16 protein-coding genes and 1 tRNA gene are annotated in these 16587 nt (G+C 60.1%); 8 read left to right on the forward strand and 9 right to left on the reverse strand.

Features of this window, described 5'->3' with window-relative positions:
* Nucleotides 1-23 precede the first annotated feature (23 nt).
* A complete protein-coding gene (locus JNM85_09225; GenBank protein MBL8088232.1) occupies nucleotides 24-1589 on the reverse strand; it encodes a carbohydrate ABC transporter permease in 1566 nt (521 codons plus the stop codon).
* A 227-nt stretch (nucleotides 1590-1816) separates the two neighbouring features.
* On the opposite strand from JNM85_09225, the gene JNM85_09230 reads away from it, so the two are divergent.
* The 4 genes from JNM85_09230 (at nucleotide 1817) to JNM85_09245 (ending at nucleotide 6574) form a co-directional block, all read left to right on the forward strand.
* A complete protein-coding gene (locus tag JNM85_09230) occupies nucleotides 1817-3259 on the forward strand; it encodes a hypothetical protein (protein ID MBL8088233.1) in 1443 nt (480 codons plus the stop codon).
* An 89-nt stretch (nucleotides 3260-3348) separates the two neighbouring features.
* A complete protein-coding gene (locus JNM85_09235) occupies nucleotides 3349-4263 on the forward strand; it encodes an aldo/keto reductase (GenBank protein MBL8088234.1) in 915 nt (304 codons plus the stop codon).
* A gap of 21 nt (nucleotides 4264-4284) precedes the next feature.
* Nucleotides 4285-4737, forward strand: a complete 453-nt coding sequence (locus JNM85_09240) for an SRPBCC domain-containing protein (GenBank protein MBL8088235.1) — start codon at nucleotides 4285-4287, stop codon at nucleotides 4735-4737.
* Nucleotides 4738-4804: 67 nt separating this feature from the next.
* Nucleotides 4805-6574, forward strand: a complete 1770-nt coding sequence (locus tag JNM85_09245; GenBank protein ID MBL8088236.1) for a protein kinase — start codon at nucleotides 4805-4807, stop codon at nucleotides 6572-6574.
* Here JNM85_09245 and JNM85_09250 read toward each other — a convergent pair.
* Nucleotides 6571-7347 (reverse strand): SDR family oxidoreductase, encoded by a 777-nt coding sequence (locus JNM85_09250; protein MBL8088237.1) that lies wholly within the window; start codon nucleotides 7345-7347, stop codon nucleotides 6571-6573. The genes JNM85_09245 and JNM85_09250 overlap by 4 nt on opposite strands.
* A 22-nt stretch (nucleotides 7348-7369) precedes the next feature.
* Here JNM85_09250 and JNM85_09255 point away from each other — a divergent pair.
* Nucleotides 7370-7457, forward strand: a tRNA-Ser gene (locus JNM85_09255).
* A 91-nt stretch (nucleotides 7458-7548) separates the two neighbouring features.
* On the opposite strand, the gene JNM85_09260 is transcribed toward JNM85_09255, so the two are convergent.
* Nucleotides 7549-7755 carry a site-specific integrase gene (locus tag JNM85_09260; GenBank protein MBL8088238.1) on the reverse strand — a complete coding sequence of 69 codons (207 nt, stop codon included), beginning with the start codon at nucleotides 7753-7755 and terminating at the stop codon, nucleotides 7549-7551.
* Here JNM85_09260 and JNM85_09265 point away from each other — a divergent pair.
* Nucleotides 7742-7948: a hypothetical protein gene (locus JNM85_09265; protein ID MBL8088239.1), complete on the forward strand. Its 207-nt coding sequence runs from the start codon at nucleotides 7742-7744 to the stop codon at nucleotides 7946-7948. The two genes, JNM85_09260 and JNM85_09265, sit on opposite strands and share 14 nt — an antisense overlap.
* 330 nt (nucleotides 7949-8278) lie before the next feature.
* On the opposite strand, the gene JNM85_09270 is transcribed toward JNM85_09265, so the two are convergent.
* Genes JNM85_09270 through JNM85_09280 form a run of 3 tightly spaced genes read right to left on the reverse strand, consistent with a single transcriptional unit; the run spans nucleotide 8279 to nucleotide 11076 of the window.
* Nucleotides 8279-9691 carry a nitronate monooxygenase gene (locus JNM85_09270; GenBank protein MBL8088240.1) on the reverse strand — a complete coding sequence of 471 codons (1413 nt, stop codon included), beginning with the start codon at nucleotides 9689-9691 and terminating at the stop codon, nucleotides 8279-8281.
* Nucleotides 9692-9718: 27 nt separating this feature from the next.
* A complete protein-coding gene (locus JNM85_09275) occupies nucleotides 9719-10759 on the reverse strand; it encodes a hypothetical protein (protein MBL8088241.1) in 1041 nt (346 codons plus the stop codon).
* Nucleotides 10756-11076: a carboxymuconolactone decarboxylase family protein gene (locus tag JNM85_09280; GenBank protein ID MBL8088242.1), complete on the reverse strand. Its 321-nt coding sequence runs from the start codon at nucleotides 11074-11076 to the stop codon at nucleotides 10756-10758. The genes JNM85_09275 and JNM85_09280 overlap by 4 nt, the downstream gene beginning before the upstream one ends.
* A 112-nt stretch (nucleotides 11077-11188) precedes the next feature.
* On the opposite strand from JNM85_09280, the gene JNM85_09285 reads away from it, so the two are divergent.
* Nucleotides 11189-11716: an NTP transferase domain-containing protein gene (locus tag JNM85_09285; protein MBL8088243.1), complete on the forward strand. Its 528-nt coding sequence runs from the start codon at nucleotides 11189-11191 to the stop codon at nucleotides 11714-11716.
* Between the two features lie 19 nt (nucleotides 11717-11735).
* Here the strand turns inward: JNM85_09285 and JNM85_09290 are convergent, their stop codons facing one another.
* Both JNM85_09290 and JNM85_09295 read right to left on the reverse strand, forming a co-directional pair.
* Complete coding sequence (locus JNM85_09290) at nucleotides 11736-13145, reverse strand: hypothetical protein (GenBank protein ID MBL8088244.1); 1410 nt, start codon at nucleotides 13143-13145, stop codon at nucleotides 11736-11738.
* 36 nt (nucleotides 13146-13181) lie between these two features.
* Nucleotides 13182-14513 (reverse strand): NarK/NasA family nitrate transporter, encoded by a 1332-nt coding sequence (locus tag JNM85_09295; protein ID MBL8088245.1) that lies wholly within the window; start codon nucleotides 14511-14513, stop codon nucleotides 13182-13184.
* A gap of 119 nt (nucleotides 14514-14632) precedes the next feature.
* Here JNM85_09295 and JNM85_09300 point away from each other — a divergent pair, with 119 nt between their 5' ends.
* Nucleotides 14633-15028 carry a hypothetical protein gene (locus JNM85_09300; GenBank protein ID MBL8088246.1) on the forward strand — a complete coding sequence of 132 codons (396 nt, stop codon included), beginning with the start codon at nucleotides 14633-14635 and terminating at the stop codon, nucleotides 15026-15028.
* Nucleotides 15029-15033: 5 nt separating this feature from the next.
* On the opposite strand, the gene JNM85_09305 is transcribed toward JNM85_09300, so the two are convergent.
* Complete coding sequence (locus JNM85_09305) at nucleotides 15034-16527, reverse strand: NarK/NasA family nitrate transporter (protein ID MBL8088247.1); 1494 nt, start codon at nucleotides 16525-16527, stop codon at nucleotides 15034-15036.
* Nucleotides 16528-16587: the final 60 nt, after the last annotated feature.

Here is a 16587-nt window from a genome sequence, read left to right on the forward strand (position 1 = left end):
CCCTCTATTCTGAGCCGAACGGCTCAGCGCTCGCCGGGGAGGACAATGCCGCGCATGATCACCCGTTGGGCCAGAAGGAAAACAATCAGTGTGGGCAACGCAGTCAACGTCAAACCTGCCATCACGACGGCTTTGGGCGCGACGAGCTGGAGTTGATACATCGAGACCATCAGTGTCCACATCTTGCGATCCTGAGCGATCAAGAATGCGAAGATAAAGGCACCATATGCGTGCATGAAGGCGAGCAACGCGAGGTAGCCGAGTACCGGTCGCGACAGTGGTAGCGCGATCTTCCACAACATTGTCAGTTCCTTCGCGCCGTCGATCTGGCCACTCTCGAAGAGCTCCTGCGGGAGCGAGTCAAAGAACCCCTTCAAGAGGTAGATCATGTACCCCGACGCTGCCGTCGGCAAGACGAGCGCCCAAAACGTGTTGAGCATCCCGAACTGCTTGAGCATCAGGAACGACGGAATCATCGCGACTTCGGCAGGGAACGCCATTGTGGCGAGTAAGAAGATGAGAATCTTCGAGGTCGCGCGGACCGGATAGCGTGAGATCGCGTAGGCCGCGAGGGGATTCACCGTCAGCTGCGCCAAGATCACAAAGGCGCAGAACAGAACTGTGTTCAGAACCGCCCGCCCATTGAGCAGGACGTAGTCGATGACGTAGCGGAAGTTCCGACCAGCAAACTCGTTCTTCAGCGCCGATGCATTGGCAGCCACAAACCCGCGCTCGTACGCGTCAATCGGCATTTCCCCCAACCCCAGCGCAGCCCAGCGTGTCTCGGCGTTATCCTTCAGCAGCTTCGGAGGCATGCGGGTCGCGACAAACTCAGCGAGCAGCGCGCCACTCTTGGGGAGCTGAAGCTCTTCGAACTTCGTTGCGATTCCCCGCTCGGCGGCAGGCACACGCGCAAACTGTCCCTCGAACTTGCCGCTCATGAACTGCTGCCAAATGCGCGTCGGCCGCACCGGGATCCGATACTCCACGGGCAGCGACCGCTTGAATTCCACGTAGTCTCGGTACTTCACGCCGTCCGAAACGACCCACGCCCGGCGGTCCAAAAGTTCACCGGGAGGCGGCACCGTGTTGAACGCCAGATTCTCCTCGGTGTATGCCTCGTTCAACGTTTGGATGTCCTTGTAGCGGTCTCGCACCCAAGACTGGTAGCGCATCGTCACCTTGCTCGTGACTTGTCCACCCGCTTGGCGAAACCCTGCCATCCACAAATCTTCAGGGAGTTTGGCGAGGAACTCTTCATACGCACGCACCGTCTCCGAGCTGGCCTTCGCTCCGATGCGGGTCGATTGAATCGCACTGGGATCGCCCTGATACTTGTCGTCCAGGTACTTCCCCAGCAGCGAAGTATCTGGCTTGGTCCAATTGGTCTGGTCCAGCCCCATCGTGCCGAAGTAAGCGGGGACAAGCTTGTTGTCGTTCTGGTCCGTCGGCCCTTTGAGACCTGTGGAGATCATCAACAAGAACGGAAACAGGGTCGTCGCCGCACCCAGGGACAGGCACACGTAAAGCACGGACAGCGCAAACCGCGCCCGAAAGCTCCTCCGTCCCACCCGGCCGACCAGCGACATAGTCACTTCATACCCCGGCTCGGCCCGCTTCCACATATCGCCGAGCGCAAACTAAGCACCTTCACCCGAAACGACTAAACCCGGCAATTTCACTGAATACAGGTATTTTTACCAGCATTCCACGTGCAAATACCTGGAAGAAGACCCTCGGAACCGCATGGGGCGCCCGCCACGGAAGGCAAAGCGCAAGGTCCCAGGGTTCCAAGCAATCACGGAGGAATACCAACATGTCTTTTCGCGTAAACACTAACTTGATGGCAATGAACGCCCTGCGCAATCTGGGCACGACCAACGCAAGCTTCAGCAGCTCGGTAACCAAGCTCTCGACCGGTATGCGAATCAATACGGGTGCCGACGATCCTGCAGGACTGCAGATTTCGGAAGGCTTCCGCGCTCAGATCACCGGCCTCAGCCAGGCGCTGAAGAACAACCAGGACGCAATCAACTACGCCAAGACCGCAGAAGGCGCGCTGAACGAAGTCAGCCAGCTCTTGCGAGACGCTCGATCGCTCGTCCTTGCCAACGGCAACGACGCTACGCTCAGCGCCAGCCAAAAGCAGGCGAACCAGAACCAGCTCACCTCGATCCTGTCATCCATCGACCGTATCTCGAGCCAGACTCAATTCGGTCAGAAGCGACTCCTCGATGGTAGCGCTGGCGTCAACGCCACCGTCGTCAACAAAACGAAGATCGAAATCGCATCCATTGGTCCGACGTTTGGTACGACCGCCTCGAACGTTGCCGTAAACACTAGTGCAAACTTCGACGTTCAGGTCACCACCGCCGCGGTCAAGGCGACGGTCACCGGCGGCTCGGTCATGGCTGCGTCGGGTGCCTTGGGTCTCAACGGCAAGCTCTCGATCAACGGCATCGGCTTCGCAGTCTCGGCCGACATGACTCGTCAGCAGGTTCTCGATGCAATGAATGCTCGATCGGGCGATACCGGAGTCGTCGTCACTGTCAACGGTGGTAACAACTTCGTCTTCACATCGACCAAGGCAGGCACCGACAGCAACTCGATCCAGATCGTGAACGACACGGCAGGTCTCGGCTACGCTGCGGCAGGCACTCGAACACTCGGCTCGGGTACGGCAGGTGTCGATGCGGTCGCTTCCTTCACCTACAACGGTGGTACGGCGATCGCCATCACGGCTCAGGGTACAGACGGCCGAACGTTCAAGGACAGCTTCGGCAACGTCATCAAGCTCACGGAAGCTGGCACCGCCGCGACCGACGGTGCTGCCGTGACGAACGTCATCTCGATGACCGCTGGCAACGCTCAGTTCCAAGTTGGTGGCAACGTGGGTCAGACCGTCAGCCTCTCGCTGAACAGCATGAACACGTCTGCTCTGGCCGTCAACAACCTGGACATCATGACCGCTTCCGGCGCCGCCTCAGCGATGAACTCGATTGATGCCGCCATCGAGACGGTCGCGGCGCAGCGAGGTCGAATCGGTAACTTCCAGCGCAACGTGCTTGAGTCGAACGTTCGAGCCCTCAGCGTGGCAAAGGAAAACATCACGGCCACCGAAAGCTCGATCCGAGACACGGACGTCGCGGAAGAAATGACCCAGTTCACGAAGCTCCAGATTCTGCAACAGAGCGGCCTCGCGGTCCTCGCCCAGGCGAACCAGGCTCCTCAAGCAGTTCTGTCACTGCTTCGTGGCTAAAAATGACACAACCATTCTTATCCTACAAGCGAAAAGACCCCCAGCGCCGGTGGCTGGGGACCTTTTCGTTTATGGGGTAACCCTAGTACATGCGAAAAGTCGCGCTCGGTAACTCCGACATCCAAGTCTCTCGTCTCGCTTACGGATGCATGCGCATCTCTACGCTGTGGGACCCAAAACAGGTCACTGCCGACCACCGCGAGAAGGGCAAGAAAGCGCTCTTCGCCGCGTTGGACTGCGGCTACACCCTCTTCGATCACGCAGACATCTACGCCCGAGGCGTTTGCGAGGAGATTTTCGGCGAAGCTCTTCGGGAGTCGGCCGAGCTTAGGTCTGCAGCCGTTATCGCCACCAAGTGCGGCATACGGTTTGCCCAGACTCCCCGCGCGATCGACGTGGGTCGCTACGACTTCTCTGCCCCGCACATCCTGGAGTCTTGCGATCTCAGTCTGAAGCGACTCGGGGTTGAGCGCATCGACCTCTACCAGCTCCATCGCCCGGACCTCCTGATGGATCCCGACGAGGTGATGGAAGCCATTACCCAGCTGCACCGAGCGGGAAAGATCCGCACCTTCGGTGTGAGCAATTTCAAACCGAGCACGCTCGCTCTCCTGGGCGACCTAGCTGATCACATCCCGTTCGTCGTGCACCAGATCGAAGTGAGCCTGGTCCATCGCGAACCGCTCTTCGATGGCACCCTTGACCAGTGTCTGGCACTCGGGTTAACGCCTCTTGCTTGGGGACCACTCGGCGGAGGACGCATGGACAATCGGGGCAATGAAACCCTCGCGAAGCTCATGGATGAGCTCGCGCAGGAGCACTCGGTCACGCCGGAAGTCATTGCCATCGCCTGGCTCTTGCGCCACCCCAGCAACAGCGTCCCCCTCATCGGCTCAACCAACCCCGACCATATCCGCGATGCAACGACTGCGCTTGATGTGGACCTGAGCCGCGAGGACTGGTATCGCCTCCTGGTTGCTGCCCAGGGCCAGGCGATGCCGTGATCCTGAGATACACTTAGGTGCATGTCCGATTCGGCCGCCATAGTCCAAAAGTTCGAGTTTGAATACACGCTCGGTGCCACCATCGAGCGGGCGTGGCAAGCCTTCATGTTCGAGCTGAGCGCTTGGTGGCCGCGCGATGCGTTCTCGAGCGATGAGACGCTCGAAATGGTGCTGGAACCGTGCCTCGGCGGAAAACTGTACGAGGATTCGGGCAACGCGCAGGGGACACTGTGGTACTCGGTCATCTCGATCTCCGAGCCCACTCGTGTCGAGTTACGCGGCGATGTGAGCCCAAGGTTTGGCGGCCCAGCACAGCTCATGCTCACGCTCGAGTTCCTCGCTGACCCAAAGGGCTGCAAGCTGAAGGTGACCGATGCCGGTGTCGGAGCAGCCCGATCTGAGAGCGAATTCAAAGAAGGTTGGGACCTCATCTTTGGAGCGCTTGTCGAATACTGTGAGGGCCGAACCGGCTGAGTTCACCTAACGTTGCCAAAACCTATTCGCGGCGGATTCCGTCACCTACAATAGAGTAGGCATCTGCATGAGTTCGAACCCTCCCTCCACACTCGGAAAGTACCAAATCATCCGAGAGATCGCGCGCTCGAACGACATCGTCTACGAGGCGTACGATGCTGTCCTCAACCGGCGCGTGGCGGTCAAGGAACTCACCTTCCCAAAAGGGTCCACTCCCCAGCAGCAAGAAGACCGCCAGCGGCGATTCGAGCGTGAAGTCAAGGCCGCCGGTTCGCTTTCTCACCCAAACATCGTGACGATCTACGAGTTCGGCGAGGACTCTGGACACACCTTCATGGCCATGGAGTATCTCGATGGCCACACGCTGCGCAACGAGATTGACACGCGCGGCTTCTTGCCGGAGGCCCGCGCCCTTGAGATCGCCATGGATGTGCTCATGGCGCTCGATTTTGCTCACTCGCACGGCGTCGTCCACCGCGACATCAAGCCGGAGAACATCCAGATCCTGGAGAATGGCACGGTCAAACTGACCGACTTTGGGATCGCACGCCTGACGTTCGAGCCGAACCTCACCATGGACGGGCAGGTCTTCGGGACCCCCAGCTACATGTCGCCTGAACAGGTGGTGGGTAAGGAGATCGATGCGCGGAGCGACCTCTTCAGCCTGGGCGTCGTGCTTTACGAGATGCTGGCCGGGCACAAGCCTTTCACCGGCGACAGCGTCGTCAGCATCACGTACGCGATCATGAATACCCCCGCAAGCCAGCCTCCTCAAGTGGGCTTTGCGGTGTGGCAAGTCCTGCAGCGCGTGCTCGACAAGTCCCCGGCCATGCGCTACTCGACCGCTAAAGAGTTTGCAGAGGCGCTGCGCGATGCCCTCCAGCAAATAACCGCTGGCCCGACCACGACCAAGACGAGTTCAGGTCCGCCGCCTTTGATCGCTCCCTACGGAGCCGCCCCACCGGCACCGACGTACCCGTATCTAAACGTCGCATCCGCGCCCTACGGTACGCCCTACCCTCAGCAGCAGCCGTACCCCCAGCCTTATCCTCAACCGTACCCGCAGCCCTATCCTCCCCAGGCACCGGGCCAGGTCCCGATCCCCAGTCCGTACGCGCACATCCCGATTTACCATCCGCCGCCCCCGCGAGGTCCGCTCATGTCCCCGGCGACGCGCCTCTTCTTCGTTCGCTTGTTCTCCACCATCGCAGTCGTGGGGACGTTCTTGGCACTGCTGTACGTAGCCATTGTGCGGTTCAGCGAGGTCGCCACCGAGATGCAGCACCGGAGGACCGATGCCGGAACTCAAACAAATCTCGACAACGCCACCGAGGGCCAGCCTGTAGACAAGCGAATCAGAGAGCGCCAAGCGGCCGTCCCCGATCTCCAAAGCAACGGGGCCAGAGCCGAGGAGAACCGACGGCTGGCTGACGACCTCACCGCCAAGGCGCAAGATCTCGTCGCCCGAGGACAATATGCATCCGCCGAAGACTATTTGAAGGAAGCGATTGATACCGACCCGGACAACGCCGACCGGTACGAAGCGCTCGGCAACCTCTACATGACAATTGCGAATCGGCTGAACGATTCCTCACAAGCCCGCAGGGTGTACGAACAAGCCGCCGAAAATTTCAGCCTCGCTAAAGACCGCGCGCTCAACTCTCAGCAGGCAAAACGCGTGGGGGCCCTGTCCGCCCAAACGTACCTGCAGCTGGCCGAATCGTCGGGTGGCGACAACCAGCAGCGCCGAAGCTACTACTACAAGGCGAGAGCCGCCGCCGTTCCTGGAAGCAAGGAATACCGCGACGCGCAGCAGAGATTGGACGAGCTCAGCTAGATACCGCGACTGGCCGCGCCGTCCACCGCCAAGCTCACGCCGCTCACGTACCCCGCTGGGACGCTACACAGAAACGCGATCACCGCCCCCAATTCGTCGGGATCCCCGAAACGGGCCATTGGGCTGTGCATCGCCTGCCGCCCAAGCGCCTCCTCGTAGCTGATCCCCAGCCGCTCGCTATTCACCTCCGCCAAGTGCCGCTGACGATCGGTGAGCGTGTGCCCCGGCAGAACGGAGTTCACCGCAACGCCGTGAGGGCCAAGTGCCTGCGCCTGCAGCTTCGTGAGCGCGACGAGCCCGGCCCGCAATGTCGCAGAGATTGCAAGAATGGGGTCGGGTTCTTTGGCGACAAAGCTGGTCACGTGGACGATCCGGCCCCAGTTCGCCCCCACCATATCTGCGCGGGCGTGACCCACCATGCGGGTGACGTTCAGAAGGACGTTGTCCACCCCGTGCCGCCAGTCTTCATCGGTGAGGCTCCCCTCCAGACCCGGCTTCGGGCCACCAGTGTTGGTCACGAGGATGCTGACCGGGCCGAACCGGGTCCGGGATGTGCCGAACCAGTGCTCCAGTGAGCCCGGGTCGCTGACATCGCAAACTGTTCCATGCGAATTCGGGCCGAGCTCAGCCTGAGCCCGGGCGAGGACTTCCTCGGTCCGGCCGCAAAAGCTCACGTGGCAACCGGCCTCGACCAGCCGCCGCGCGGCGGCAAATCCGATCCCCTTGCTCCCCGCCGCGACCATCGCGTGCTTCCCCGCTATCTGTAAGTCCATGGGCGACAGTATAATCGCGAACGGAGGGATGGCAGAGTGGTTGAATGCACCGGTCTTGAAAACCGGCGGGGCGCAAGCCCTCGGGGGTTCGAATCCCCCTCCCTCCGCCATAGAAATGGCCATTTTGAATTCAAACAAGCGCAGAAGCGCACTTCCAGACTCAAGAATCGCACTTGGGTAGTACCCTGAATAAGCACCTGGTTACAGGGCGTCTTTGAACGCGGCGGATGCGGCCGCAGCTCGCGACTCCGGACGGAACTGCGCGTAGACCTCAAGCAACACTATCGAGCTGTTACCCAGGACCGCTGCAGCGACTTGGATGTGCACGCCTCCGAGGGCATAAGCTGTCGCTGCTGAACGTCGAAAACCCTGCGGCGTCAGCTTGACGAATCGAGTGGGTGCAAGCAACTGGCCGATTCTGCAACTGGTCGCACCCAACTCCGGCTGGTTCCTGACGGGAGCACAGGACATAAACGACAACACCTACATTGTAGGCCGCAGTTCGTTCCAAGGGGTGGCCATCGACTACATTCTGACACCGGTGCCCGAACCGTCGACGGTGGCCCTGGCGCTCGGCTCTCTGCGCCCGATCGCTCGCTGACGAAAGCAAGCAGAGCGCAGTAATACGCTGGAGGGTCGGCTGCTCCCGACCCTCGTAGCCGTCGACCCAGCAGTGTACGTGCCCAGTTTCAGGAGGTCCAAGGTCGGCGAATCCACCTCGGTGCCAGTGACCGCAGGTGTCGTGGACGGGTCGTCATAGACCTTCAACCACATTCTCAGTCGCTTGTACGTGTTGCGACCGTGAGCGATTCTGCAGATTTCGGCGGGTGCTCTAAGTGTTGCTTGTGCTCGCGCGCAAGTACTAAACGGAGCTCAGAAAATCGTCCCGACCAACGTACGGGACCGAAAGGTCTCCCAACGCGACGACACCCTAACAAACCGTCACAGAATCACCCAACAGCGAATCAATCACGTCCGCCGCAGTGTAAGTCGTCTTACTCGGACCGAGAAACCGCTTGAGGTGCGCCAGATCGTCACCCGCCGTGACGAGCGCCGGCTCTCGAAAGTCCCTTCGCTGCTGGCCAAGTCCAATCGCCGCCAACAACCCGTTGCAAACGCAGACCCTTCCCTCGCAGTCGGCTGGGTCGCCCCCCTTCCGCACGTAGTCCTCGACGGGTTCAGCAGGACACCGAAACCCGATCTTCCCGTCGGTGCCTTGGTAGCACTGGCGCAAGTAGCCGAGGTCGCACACCCGATTTCTCGCAGCTGCCACCGAGGCGTCCGACAGGGAACCTTGGACCGAGGCCACCTTGAACGGAAAGCCGGTCGGCGAGGCCTTCGGGTCAGTGAAAACGCCCATCTGGTTCGAAACGCATCGACGAAGTACTTCAGACTTGAGATCTGGGTCAAAGCCCGACTCATCACAAAATGCAAACGCGGTGCCGACCTGGACCCCCTGCGCGCCCAGCGCAATGGCTTCCTGCAGCCCGCGGTTCGATCCGTAAGACCCCGCCATCCAGAAGGGCAACCCGAGTTCGCGCAACTTCTCCAGATCCACTAGGTCTCGATCGGAGTACACCGGTTCGCCACGCTCGGACAGCACCAGGCTTCCTCTGGGCGGAGCGTTGTGTCCCCCAGCAGACGGGCCCTCGACGACAAATCCGTCCGCGCCGGGATCACACTTCTTGGCCAGGAGTTGGGCTAACGATGCGGAGGCCACGATGCCGAAGAATTTTGGCTGGGGCAACGGCTCGCCGAACCCAAACTTCTTGGGGTCGAAACAAATCTTTGCTTCGCCGCCGAGCACGTCGAGCCTCTGCTCTGCCCGCTCTCCCCGAGCGAGATTTCGCAATAGGCCGGGGATGGCTCGCGGGATACCCGCTCCCATCAGGATCACTTTAACACCCGCCAGCATCGCTCCATAAAGGGTGGGTAGCGTCGGGAGTTGGATTTTCTCAAGCAGGTTCATCCCCACCGGGCCGGAGTGCCCCCGCCGCGCCAGCCAGACTTCCACAAAGCTCGCGACAAGCATGAGCTCCTCCAAGAGCTTGGGAGGTCGAAGCGAGTGGATCGGCTTGGATTTGTAGGGCACGTTGGTCCCGATACCCCCGGGGATGAAGTACCGGTCCCAAATGCGCTCAGCGACCTCGGGGATGGGGAATTGCGACATGGCTGCGTGCAGGTGTCCTCCGGGGTCACCGTTCTGCAACCTTCGACACAGGACGACATCGAGCGCGGTGCCGCTGACAACCCCAAGTTGCCCGTGCGCTGAAACCGCGTTTGCCAGTCTCCATGAGGAAACTGCGACGCCCATGCCGCCTTGAATGATTCGTGGGTATTCCATATTGGTGCAGTGAGAAACACTAATTCGCTAGCCGATAAACGAGCGGTCGTCCATGGCCGCGAGTTGGTTGATTGCGACCAGCTTCCGCTTCATTTCCGGCGCTAGGTTTTGATGCTCGCCAAAATCGACGCCGACCTCCTTCATGACCTCAACCAAGTCGTCGTGATGAAGCTTGGACTGATACTCGATCGCCGAGCGAGCACAGACTGCCTTCGGGCCTTCTTCGCCCGCTTCCTTGTAGTAAGCGACGCCGAGCTGTGCGGGACGTTGAATCACGTGGAATAGCTTGCCGAATGGCATCCACAGAAGCAGAATGATCACGCAGAAGGCATGGAGCAGTGAGACAAAGCTGAAATGTGCGCCGCCCATGAGCTTGTAGCTCGCAGTGATCATGAGGCCGGTGATGGAGACCGCAAACAGAAGCACTAGCGGAATGAGGTCGTTCTCGATAGACTGGACCGCGTGCGCCCCATGCTGAAACACGCGCCGGTGCATGGCGATTCCAATGCCAGTCAGAACCAGCACCGCGCTGATGTTGAGTCCATTGAACAAGAACCAGCCGACCACGCTGCCGGGGTCAAATATGAACTGAGGCAGACTCATGAACTCAACCTGGTAGTTATAGCCATCGGGCGCGACCCCGAACTGGATCCATCCCCAGCTCAGGGGAAACGTGATGGCAAATGCAATGAGGCAACCCCAGGCCATGCCCATGTGAGCGAGCCAGCGGGTGTGGCTGCGCTTTCCGATGAACTTTTGCAGAACGATGTTATTGAGCAGAAGCACACCCAGCTTCATTACATTGCGGAGGAGCTTCTTCGGCCGGACAAACAGCTTCCATGAAGCGACAAAGTACCGCCAAGTGGCGGGTCGCTGAATCCACATGAGGTAACGGTAGGCGAAGGCAAACGCCGCGAAGATCGTCGCCGCCGTATACGCTGCAAGGGGCGAGTCGAACCGGGTCAGCTTCCCAGAGCCAAAGTAGACTGCCGCGAGCAGGCCCATCGAGCATACGAGCCCGCCGGTCACGGCGAGAGTCGCTGGATTTTTGGGAGGACTCTGAGTCACGATTTCTCCTCCTCCAGGACCGCGTCGATCCAGCTAAGGCAGGCCATCATGTGCGGAAAGCCTAAAGTAGGCGCGGCCAAGACCGCCGCGTGGCGCAACTCGTCCACCGTCGCGCCCGCTTGTAGGGCCTTGTGCGCATGACTCTTTGCCCCCCCTTCCAACCGAGCTCCGAAAGACATCGCAAGTTTGATCAGACAGCGAGTCTTTTCATCCAGCGGGCCCGCTGCGGCGATCGCCTCGCCATAGACCTCATAAGCCCGGCCCACGTCTGGGAAGTCCTCAAAGAAACGCACGTATCGCTTTGGAAGGCGTGCCATAGTCAAAAGTATGGAGCCGCTTGGTGCGCCCAGACATGACATCGATCATAGTGCTTGCCCACCAAGCGAAACTAGGTCCGCAATTCTCCTGACCGGCGGATCCAGTCGGCGCATGGGTGTGGACAAGAGTTCGCTCTTGGTTCAAGGTGAACCACTGGCACTTCGGCTCGCTCGCCAGCTACGAACGGCGGGATGGGAACCCACGATCCTCGGAAAGACCCCCCAGCAAGGATACGCCTTCCTTCCCGACGAGCAGCCGAATACCGGCCCACTTGCGGCCATTCGCGGATACCGCCCTTCAACCGAGCTCGTCTTCATCGTCTCGTGCGACATCCCGCTGTTCGACGCAAGAGTTTGTGATGCTCTTCGAGGCTGCCTGGGGGCAGCCGCAGCGGCGGTGCCTTCCATCCAGGGACGGCTTCAACCGCTGTGCGGGCTCTACCGCCAGTCCGCCTGGGGCGCGTTGGGGGAACTCGAGTCCGAACGGCTCATGGACTGGATCGCCGCAATCAATGCCTTGGCTATTCCCGAGGAAGCGCTCATGAACCTTGGCATTCGGCCCACCTGGTGTACCGGAGTGAACACCCCGGAGGAATTCGAATCGCTCGTCTCGAGTGAGGACCTGGACCCCCGATTCTAGAACGCCTGACCTTCCGGATCTAACACGTTTGGGCGAGCGCCTTCTTCCCACCGAGAAGGAGTCGCAGCATCACCGCCGACCAGATCGCCAACCCAGTGAGTTCGATAAAGCCAGTCCAACCCATCGGCAAGAAAGCCGCACGATTCAAGTCAGTCAGGATCTCGAGCATCACGCGCGCCGCGTTCCCCAGGTTCAACAGAATGAAAACGCTCCACAGCGCAGGCGCACTTCGTTCGTCCCGCATGAGCATTCGCGTTACCAGGTGGTAGCCGACCCCAATGATCATCTGCGAGATGAAACCAACCGTGACCGCATGTCGGATTGCCCCGGTGTAAGCATGTGAGAACGGCGCACCCATCGAAGCAAGGTGGAACGGCTCGAAGAGGAGTAACCCGCCTGCCCCAAGCAGCCACGAAAACGCGGCCCGGATGAACTTCTGGCTATGATTCGCATGACGAACGGGGCTGAAGACGCCCAATGACACGCACATTGCGATGGCTCCGAAAGCAAGAAGCGCACCGCCCATCCGGAACCACAAATCGGCACCAGGCATCAGACCGGACCGGAAGTAGCAACTCCATCCGAGGACGCGCAAGACCAGCCCCACCGCCCAAAGTCCAAACGCCGTCAGCCCCCACTGCGGATCGGCAGCCCGGAATCCAAGGCAACCCGGGAACTTGCTGGCAGCCACTCCGAAGATCATCATGGCGACGAACCCCAGGAATTGAACCTCGCGCAACGGTGTGAACCACTCGGCCACAAAGGAGATCGAGGCTCCTTTGTCGGTTTGGTGACTCAGCGCAAAGGCCAGCGGCTCGGCGACAGACACCAGGAGCAAGCATCCCAGCGATCCAAACACGAAGGTCGTCGGCCAGGTGAGCGACTTGCCTGTTCGGAAGCGATTGGAGCCGCTGTTGTAGCAGAAGAGCAGCACCGCCACCAGTTGCAAGGTGGCCGACAGGACTCCCAGCCAGCGCCAGCGGTCAGGGTCGGCCTGTGCAAGGGGCTCGGCCGCGAAGCGTAGAGCGATTCCCGCGCCCATCGTCCCAAGCGCCCACCAAGCGACTCGATGAAACAGATCGCGTTTGGCCAGCGTCGTTCCGTGTTGCTGCATCGCAAACCCCATGACAAAGAAGCCAACCCATCCAAAGAGTTGAGAATTTGCATGGGCGAGGACGAACGGAGTCCACACCGAGGCGGTGTAGCTCGCTTGCCCAGCAATGCCGAGGAGAGCCACCGCACCCAAGAGGCAACCCACCGTAAGCACGGTGACGATTCCGCAGACAAAGAACGGACGGTACACCTGCGTCTCCGCCTGGTCGGTCCCAGTCTTAGGGGTTGTTAGTGCCGAGCGCATCGGCAACAATGTCAACGACGCGCGTTGGTCCATCATGATCTGAGTGTCGCCTCGGAAGCGACGGGCCGCCATGATCCATGTCATAACGGCCCGTCGCGGGTCAGAGTTTCAGCAAGGTTTCTCTGCGCCTTTGCGCGAATAGAACCACCAGTTGAGCACGATGTTGAACACATAGAACCCGGCAAGACCCATGAAGAACGGGGCCGCGTTCTTGCCCGTGCCCAGGATCGCTCCGAGGAGCACACTGAACACGAACGGGCCGTAAGCCGCAATCGCCGAGGTCCATCCGATCACGCCGCTTGCCTGTCGCGGTGGAAAGATCATGGGGATTTGCTTGAACGTACTGGCGTTACCGATACCGCTGAAGAAGAAGATTCCCAGCATCAGCCAGAGGAAACCAGACCAGCTAGCCATAGAGGTTGGGTTCGCGAAGGGCACAATCGCCAGGCTGCAGGCGAGCAACCCGATGGCGCTGACCATCGTCACTTTGGCACCGCCGACCTTATCCGCCACTGGACCCGCCGCGGCGCGAACACCCGCTCCCACCAGGGGGCCGAGGAACGCGAAGGCGAGCGGGTCGGGGCCACCCTCAAACCCACCGTAGAGCTGCTTGATCAGCAGAGGAAATGCGGCTGCGAGGCCGCTAAAGGAGCCAAAGGTCATGATGTAAAGCGATGTCATGACCCACGTGTGCTTCTCCTTGAAGATGTCAAGTTGCTCGCGGAAGCTCGCCTGAACGGGGACATCGCGCAGTCCAAACCATGCCACGATCGCACCGATCAGGACAAGCGGGGCCCAAACGAACGCGCCGTTCTGCAAGTGGATCGTGCTGGTGACGCCGGTCTTAGGATTCGTCAGGGTTTGAGAAGACCCGACAAGGGCGATACCGAGAATCGCCGGAATCAAAAACTGGGCGACACTCACACCGAAGTTGCCGATACCGGCCTGAATCCCGAGCGCGGTCCCAAGCTTGCTCTTCGGGAAGAAGAGGGATGTACTGGGCATGAACGAACTGAAGTTGCCTCCACCCAATCCGGCCAAGAATGCGAGAACCATGAAAGTGGCGCGGGGGGTATTCGGGTCCTGCACCGCGATGCCCCAGCCGATGCACGGGATGACCAACAGCAGCGTCGAGATGCTAATGGTCTTGCGGGTGCCAAAGATTGGAATGAGGAAAGTGTGGACAATCCGGAGCGTGCCCGCGGCAAGCCCCGGCATCGCAGTCAACCAGAAGAGCTGCTGCGGGCTGAACTTGAAGCCAATCCCGGAGAGCTTGACAACGATGGCGCTGACCATGAACCACGTGGAGAAGCTTAGGAGCAAGCAAAACGTCGTGATCCAGAGTGTGCGCCACGCGATCGGCTTCCCTGTCGATTCCCAGAAGGCCGGGTCATTGGGCTGCCAATCCTGGGTCTTGGGCAAATCTAATTCAGTAGTCATAGGTTGATCCTCTAGTCAAACCAGATCATCGCCTCATCCACCCGACCGCGCTATGATCCTTGTCATAGTCGGCGCACAAAGCGACCATTCAGGCCGAGCAGATAGGTACATTGCCACCGGTGAACTCAGCCGCTGCACACTTCATTTTCTATGTCGCCGACCAAGAGCGGAGCACGGCGTTCTATGCGGCAGTGCTCGGGTACGCCCCTAGATTGCACGTTCCCGGCATGACGGAATTCGAGCTGGGTTCGGGGGCGGTGCTCGGGCTGATGCCCGTGACCGGCATTGTCCGACTGCTGGGCGATGCTCTCCCTGACCCGCACCAACCGGCTGGTTTCCCCCGCTCTGAGCTTTACCTTGTTCATTCGCAGGCCGCCACCATGCACCAGCGCGCGTTGCAGGCAGGGGGCACTGAGCTAAGCCCGATGCTCCCACGAGACTGGGGGGACACGGCCGCCTACAGTCTCGACCTAGATGGACACGTGCTTGCGTTCGCCGTCAGATCATCGAAATAGAGCGGTCATTCGGTCGCTGGAGATTGCCGGGACATTCGGAGGATGGTGACGTGCATCCATACTAAGCAGATGATGCTCACGAGAGCGAGGAGCAGCCAGCAGGAAGTCCAGAGCCCGGTGAGCTTCAGCAAGTATCCGAACAGGATCGGGCAGACGAACCCTCCCAGCCCGCCGATCACTCCCACGATCCCGCCGACGACCCCAACGTCATTGGGAAAGTAGTCTGGGATATGGCGATAGACCGCTGCTTTCCCGATGCCCATCATGATTCCCGCCAGGAACACCAGACCTGTGAACACCCAGACATTGGCCTGAAAGTACACATGGGTCATCCCCCGGGCCAAGAGCTCACGTTTCTTCACGCTCTGGTTCACCTCGACTACCGGCTCCTGCCATGAGTGGCTATTGGGCAGGATCAAGGTGTCTTCCGACAGGCTCGATGCCTTGTTGGAGAGCGTCTGCGTTAGTGTCGGGCCCTTGCCAGGTTTCAGTGGGTAAGTTTTCTCCCCAACTTGGATCTCGCTGGGAGAGACGAGAGTGACCGTACCCGCTCGCTCAGCGAGGACCCCCTCGCCAGGGGACAAGATGTCCATGCGAGGTGCGATGACAAGAGTGAATAGGAGGCAGCAACTGGCCAAGACCCAGTACATCGTGGCTCGCGCTCCGAATTTGTCACTCAGCCAGCCCCCAAGCGCTCGGATCAAGCCGCTCGGGAGGCTAAAGATGCTGGCCATGAGACCCGCCGTGGCCAAGCTCATGCCGTATACGTTCAGGTAGTACGGGACAAGCCATTGCGCCAACGCCACGAACGCACCAAATACGAGAAAATAGTACGCTCCAAATCGCCAGACGCGGACGGACTTGAGCGGCGCAAGCATCGTGCGAATAGTCCTCTGATTCGCGCCCTCCGCCACGCGGTTGGTGGTGAACATGGCGAACAGCAGCGTAATGGTGAGCAAACAACCTGCATAGATCAAGGGCAGAGTGCGCCAGGCTTCCAGTTGAGTCCCACCGGCCGTGAGTCGGTCCAGTGCTTTCGGGGCAAGCAAGGTTGTCAAGGCGGAGCCCGCGTTGCCAACGCCGAAGATTCCGAGCGCGGTCCCTTGCCGCTCCTTTGGAAAGAACACGGAGGTGTAGGCGATCCCCACCGCAAACGCCGCCCCGCTCATCCCGAAGAGCAATCCGGACAGCACCAGATGCGTAAACGTCGAAGCAAGACTAACCGAGGCGACGCCCGCTGTCGCGAGAAGCATAACCACAATGTAGACCGACTTACCTCCATAACGGTCGGTCAGAAGACCGACGGGGAGACGCATGATGGACCCTGTGAGGACCGGCGTACCCAGCAGCCAACCCAACTGCTCTTTGCTAAGAGGGATGATCTGCTTATCGACTAAGAACGCGCCGAGCACGCCGTACATCGTCCAGACCGCAAAACACACTGTGAATGCCAGCGTGTTGAGCAGCAGCATTCGGTTCGCGAGGGCTCGATTCCACATGCCCCAGTTATGGCCCGCGAGTGTTCGATCGGTTATGACGAACGTCATGAGCGCCCCAGC

Origin of the sequence: Chthonomonas sp. (assembly GCA_016788115.1) — a bacterium.
Classification (GTDB): domain Bacteria; phylum Armatimonadota; class Fimbriimonadia; order Fimbriimonadales; family Fimbriimonadaceae; genus UBA2391.

Excerpts from the sequence above, each read along its gene's own strand:
- JNM85_09235 (MBL8088234.1), top strand. The coding sequence starts at position 3,349 with ATGCGAAAAGTCGCGCTCGGTAACTCCGACATCCAAGTCTCTCGTCTC.
- JNM85_09245 (MBL8088236.1), top strand. The coding sequence starts at position 4,805 with ATGAGTTCGAACCCTCCCTCCACACTCGGAAAGTACCAAATCATCCGA.
- JNM85_09280 (MBL8088242.1), bottom strand. The coding sequence starts at position 11,076 with ATGGCACGCCTTCCAAAGCGATACGTGCGTTTCTTTGAGGACTTCCCA.
- JNM85_09295 (MBL8088245.1), bottom strand. The coding sequence starts at position 14,513 with ATGACTACTGAATTAGATTTGCCCAAGACCCAGGATTGGCAGCCCAAT.
- JNM85_09230 (MBL8088233.1), top strand. The coding sequence starts at position 1,817 with ATGTCTTTTCGCGTAAACACTAACTTGATGGCAATGAACGCCCTGCGC.
- JNM85_09270 (MBL8088240.1), bottom strand. The coding sequence starts at position 9,691 with ATGGAATACCCACGAATCATTCAAGGCGGCATGGGCGTCGCAGTTTCC.
- JNM85_09250 (MBL8088237.1), bottom strand. The coding sequence starts at position 7,347 with ATGGACTTACAGATAGCGGGGAAGCACGCGATGGTCGCGGCGGGGAGC.
- JNM85_09225 (MBL8088232.1), bottom strand. The coding sequence starts at position 1,589 with ATGTCGCTGGTCGGCCGGGTGGGACGGAGGAGCTTTCGGGCGCGGTTT.
- JNM85_09240 (MBL8088235.1), top strand. The coding sequence starts at position 4,285 with ATGTCCGATTCGGCCGCCATAGTCCAAAAGTTCGAGTTTGAATACACG.
- JNM85_09290 (MBL8088244.1), bottom strand. The coding sequence starts at position 13,145 with ATGGCGGCCCGTCGCTTCCGAGGCGACACTCAGATCATGATGGACCAA.
- JNM85_09285 (MBL8088243.1), top strand. The coding sequence starts at position 11,189 with ATGGGTGTGGACAAGAGTTCGCTCTTGGTTCAAGGTGAACCACTGGCA.
- JNM85_09305 (MBL8088247.1), bottom strand. The coding sequence starts at position 16,527 with ATGTGGAATCGAGCCCTCGCGAACCGAATGCTGCTGCTCAACACGCTG.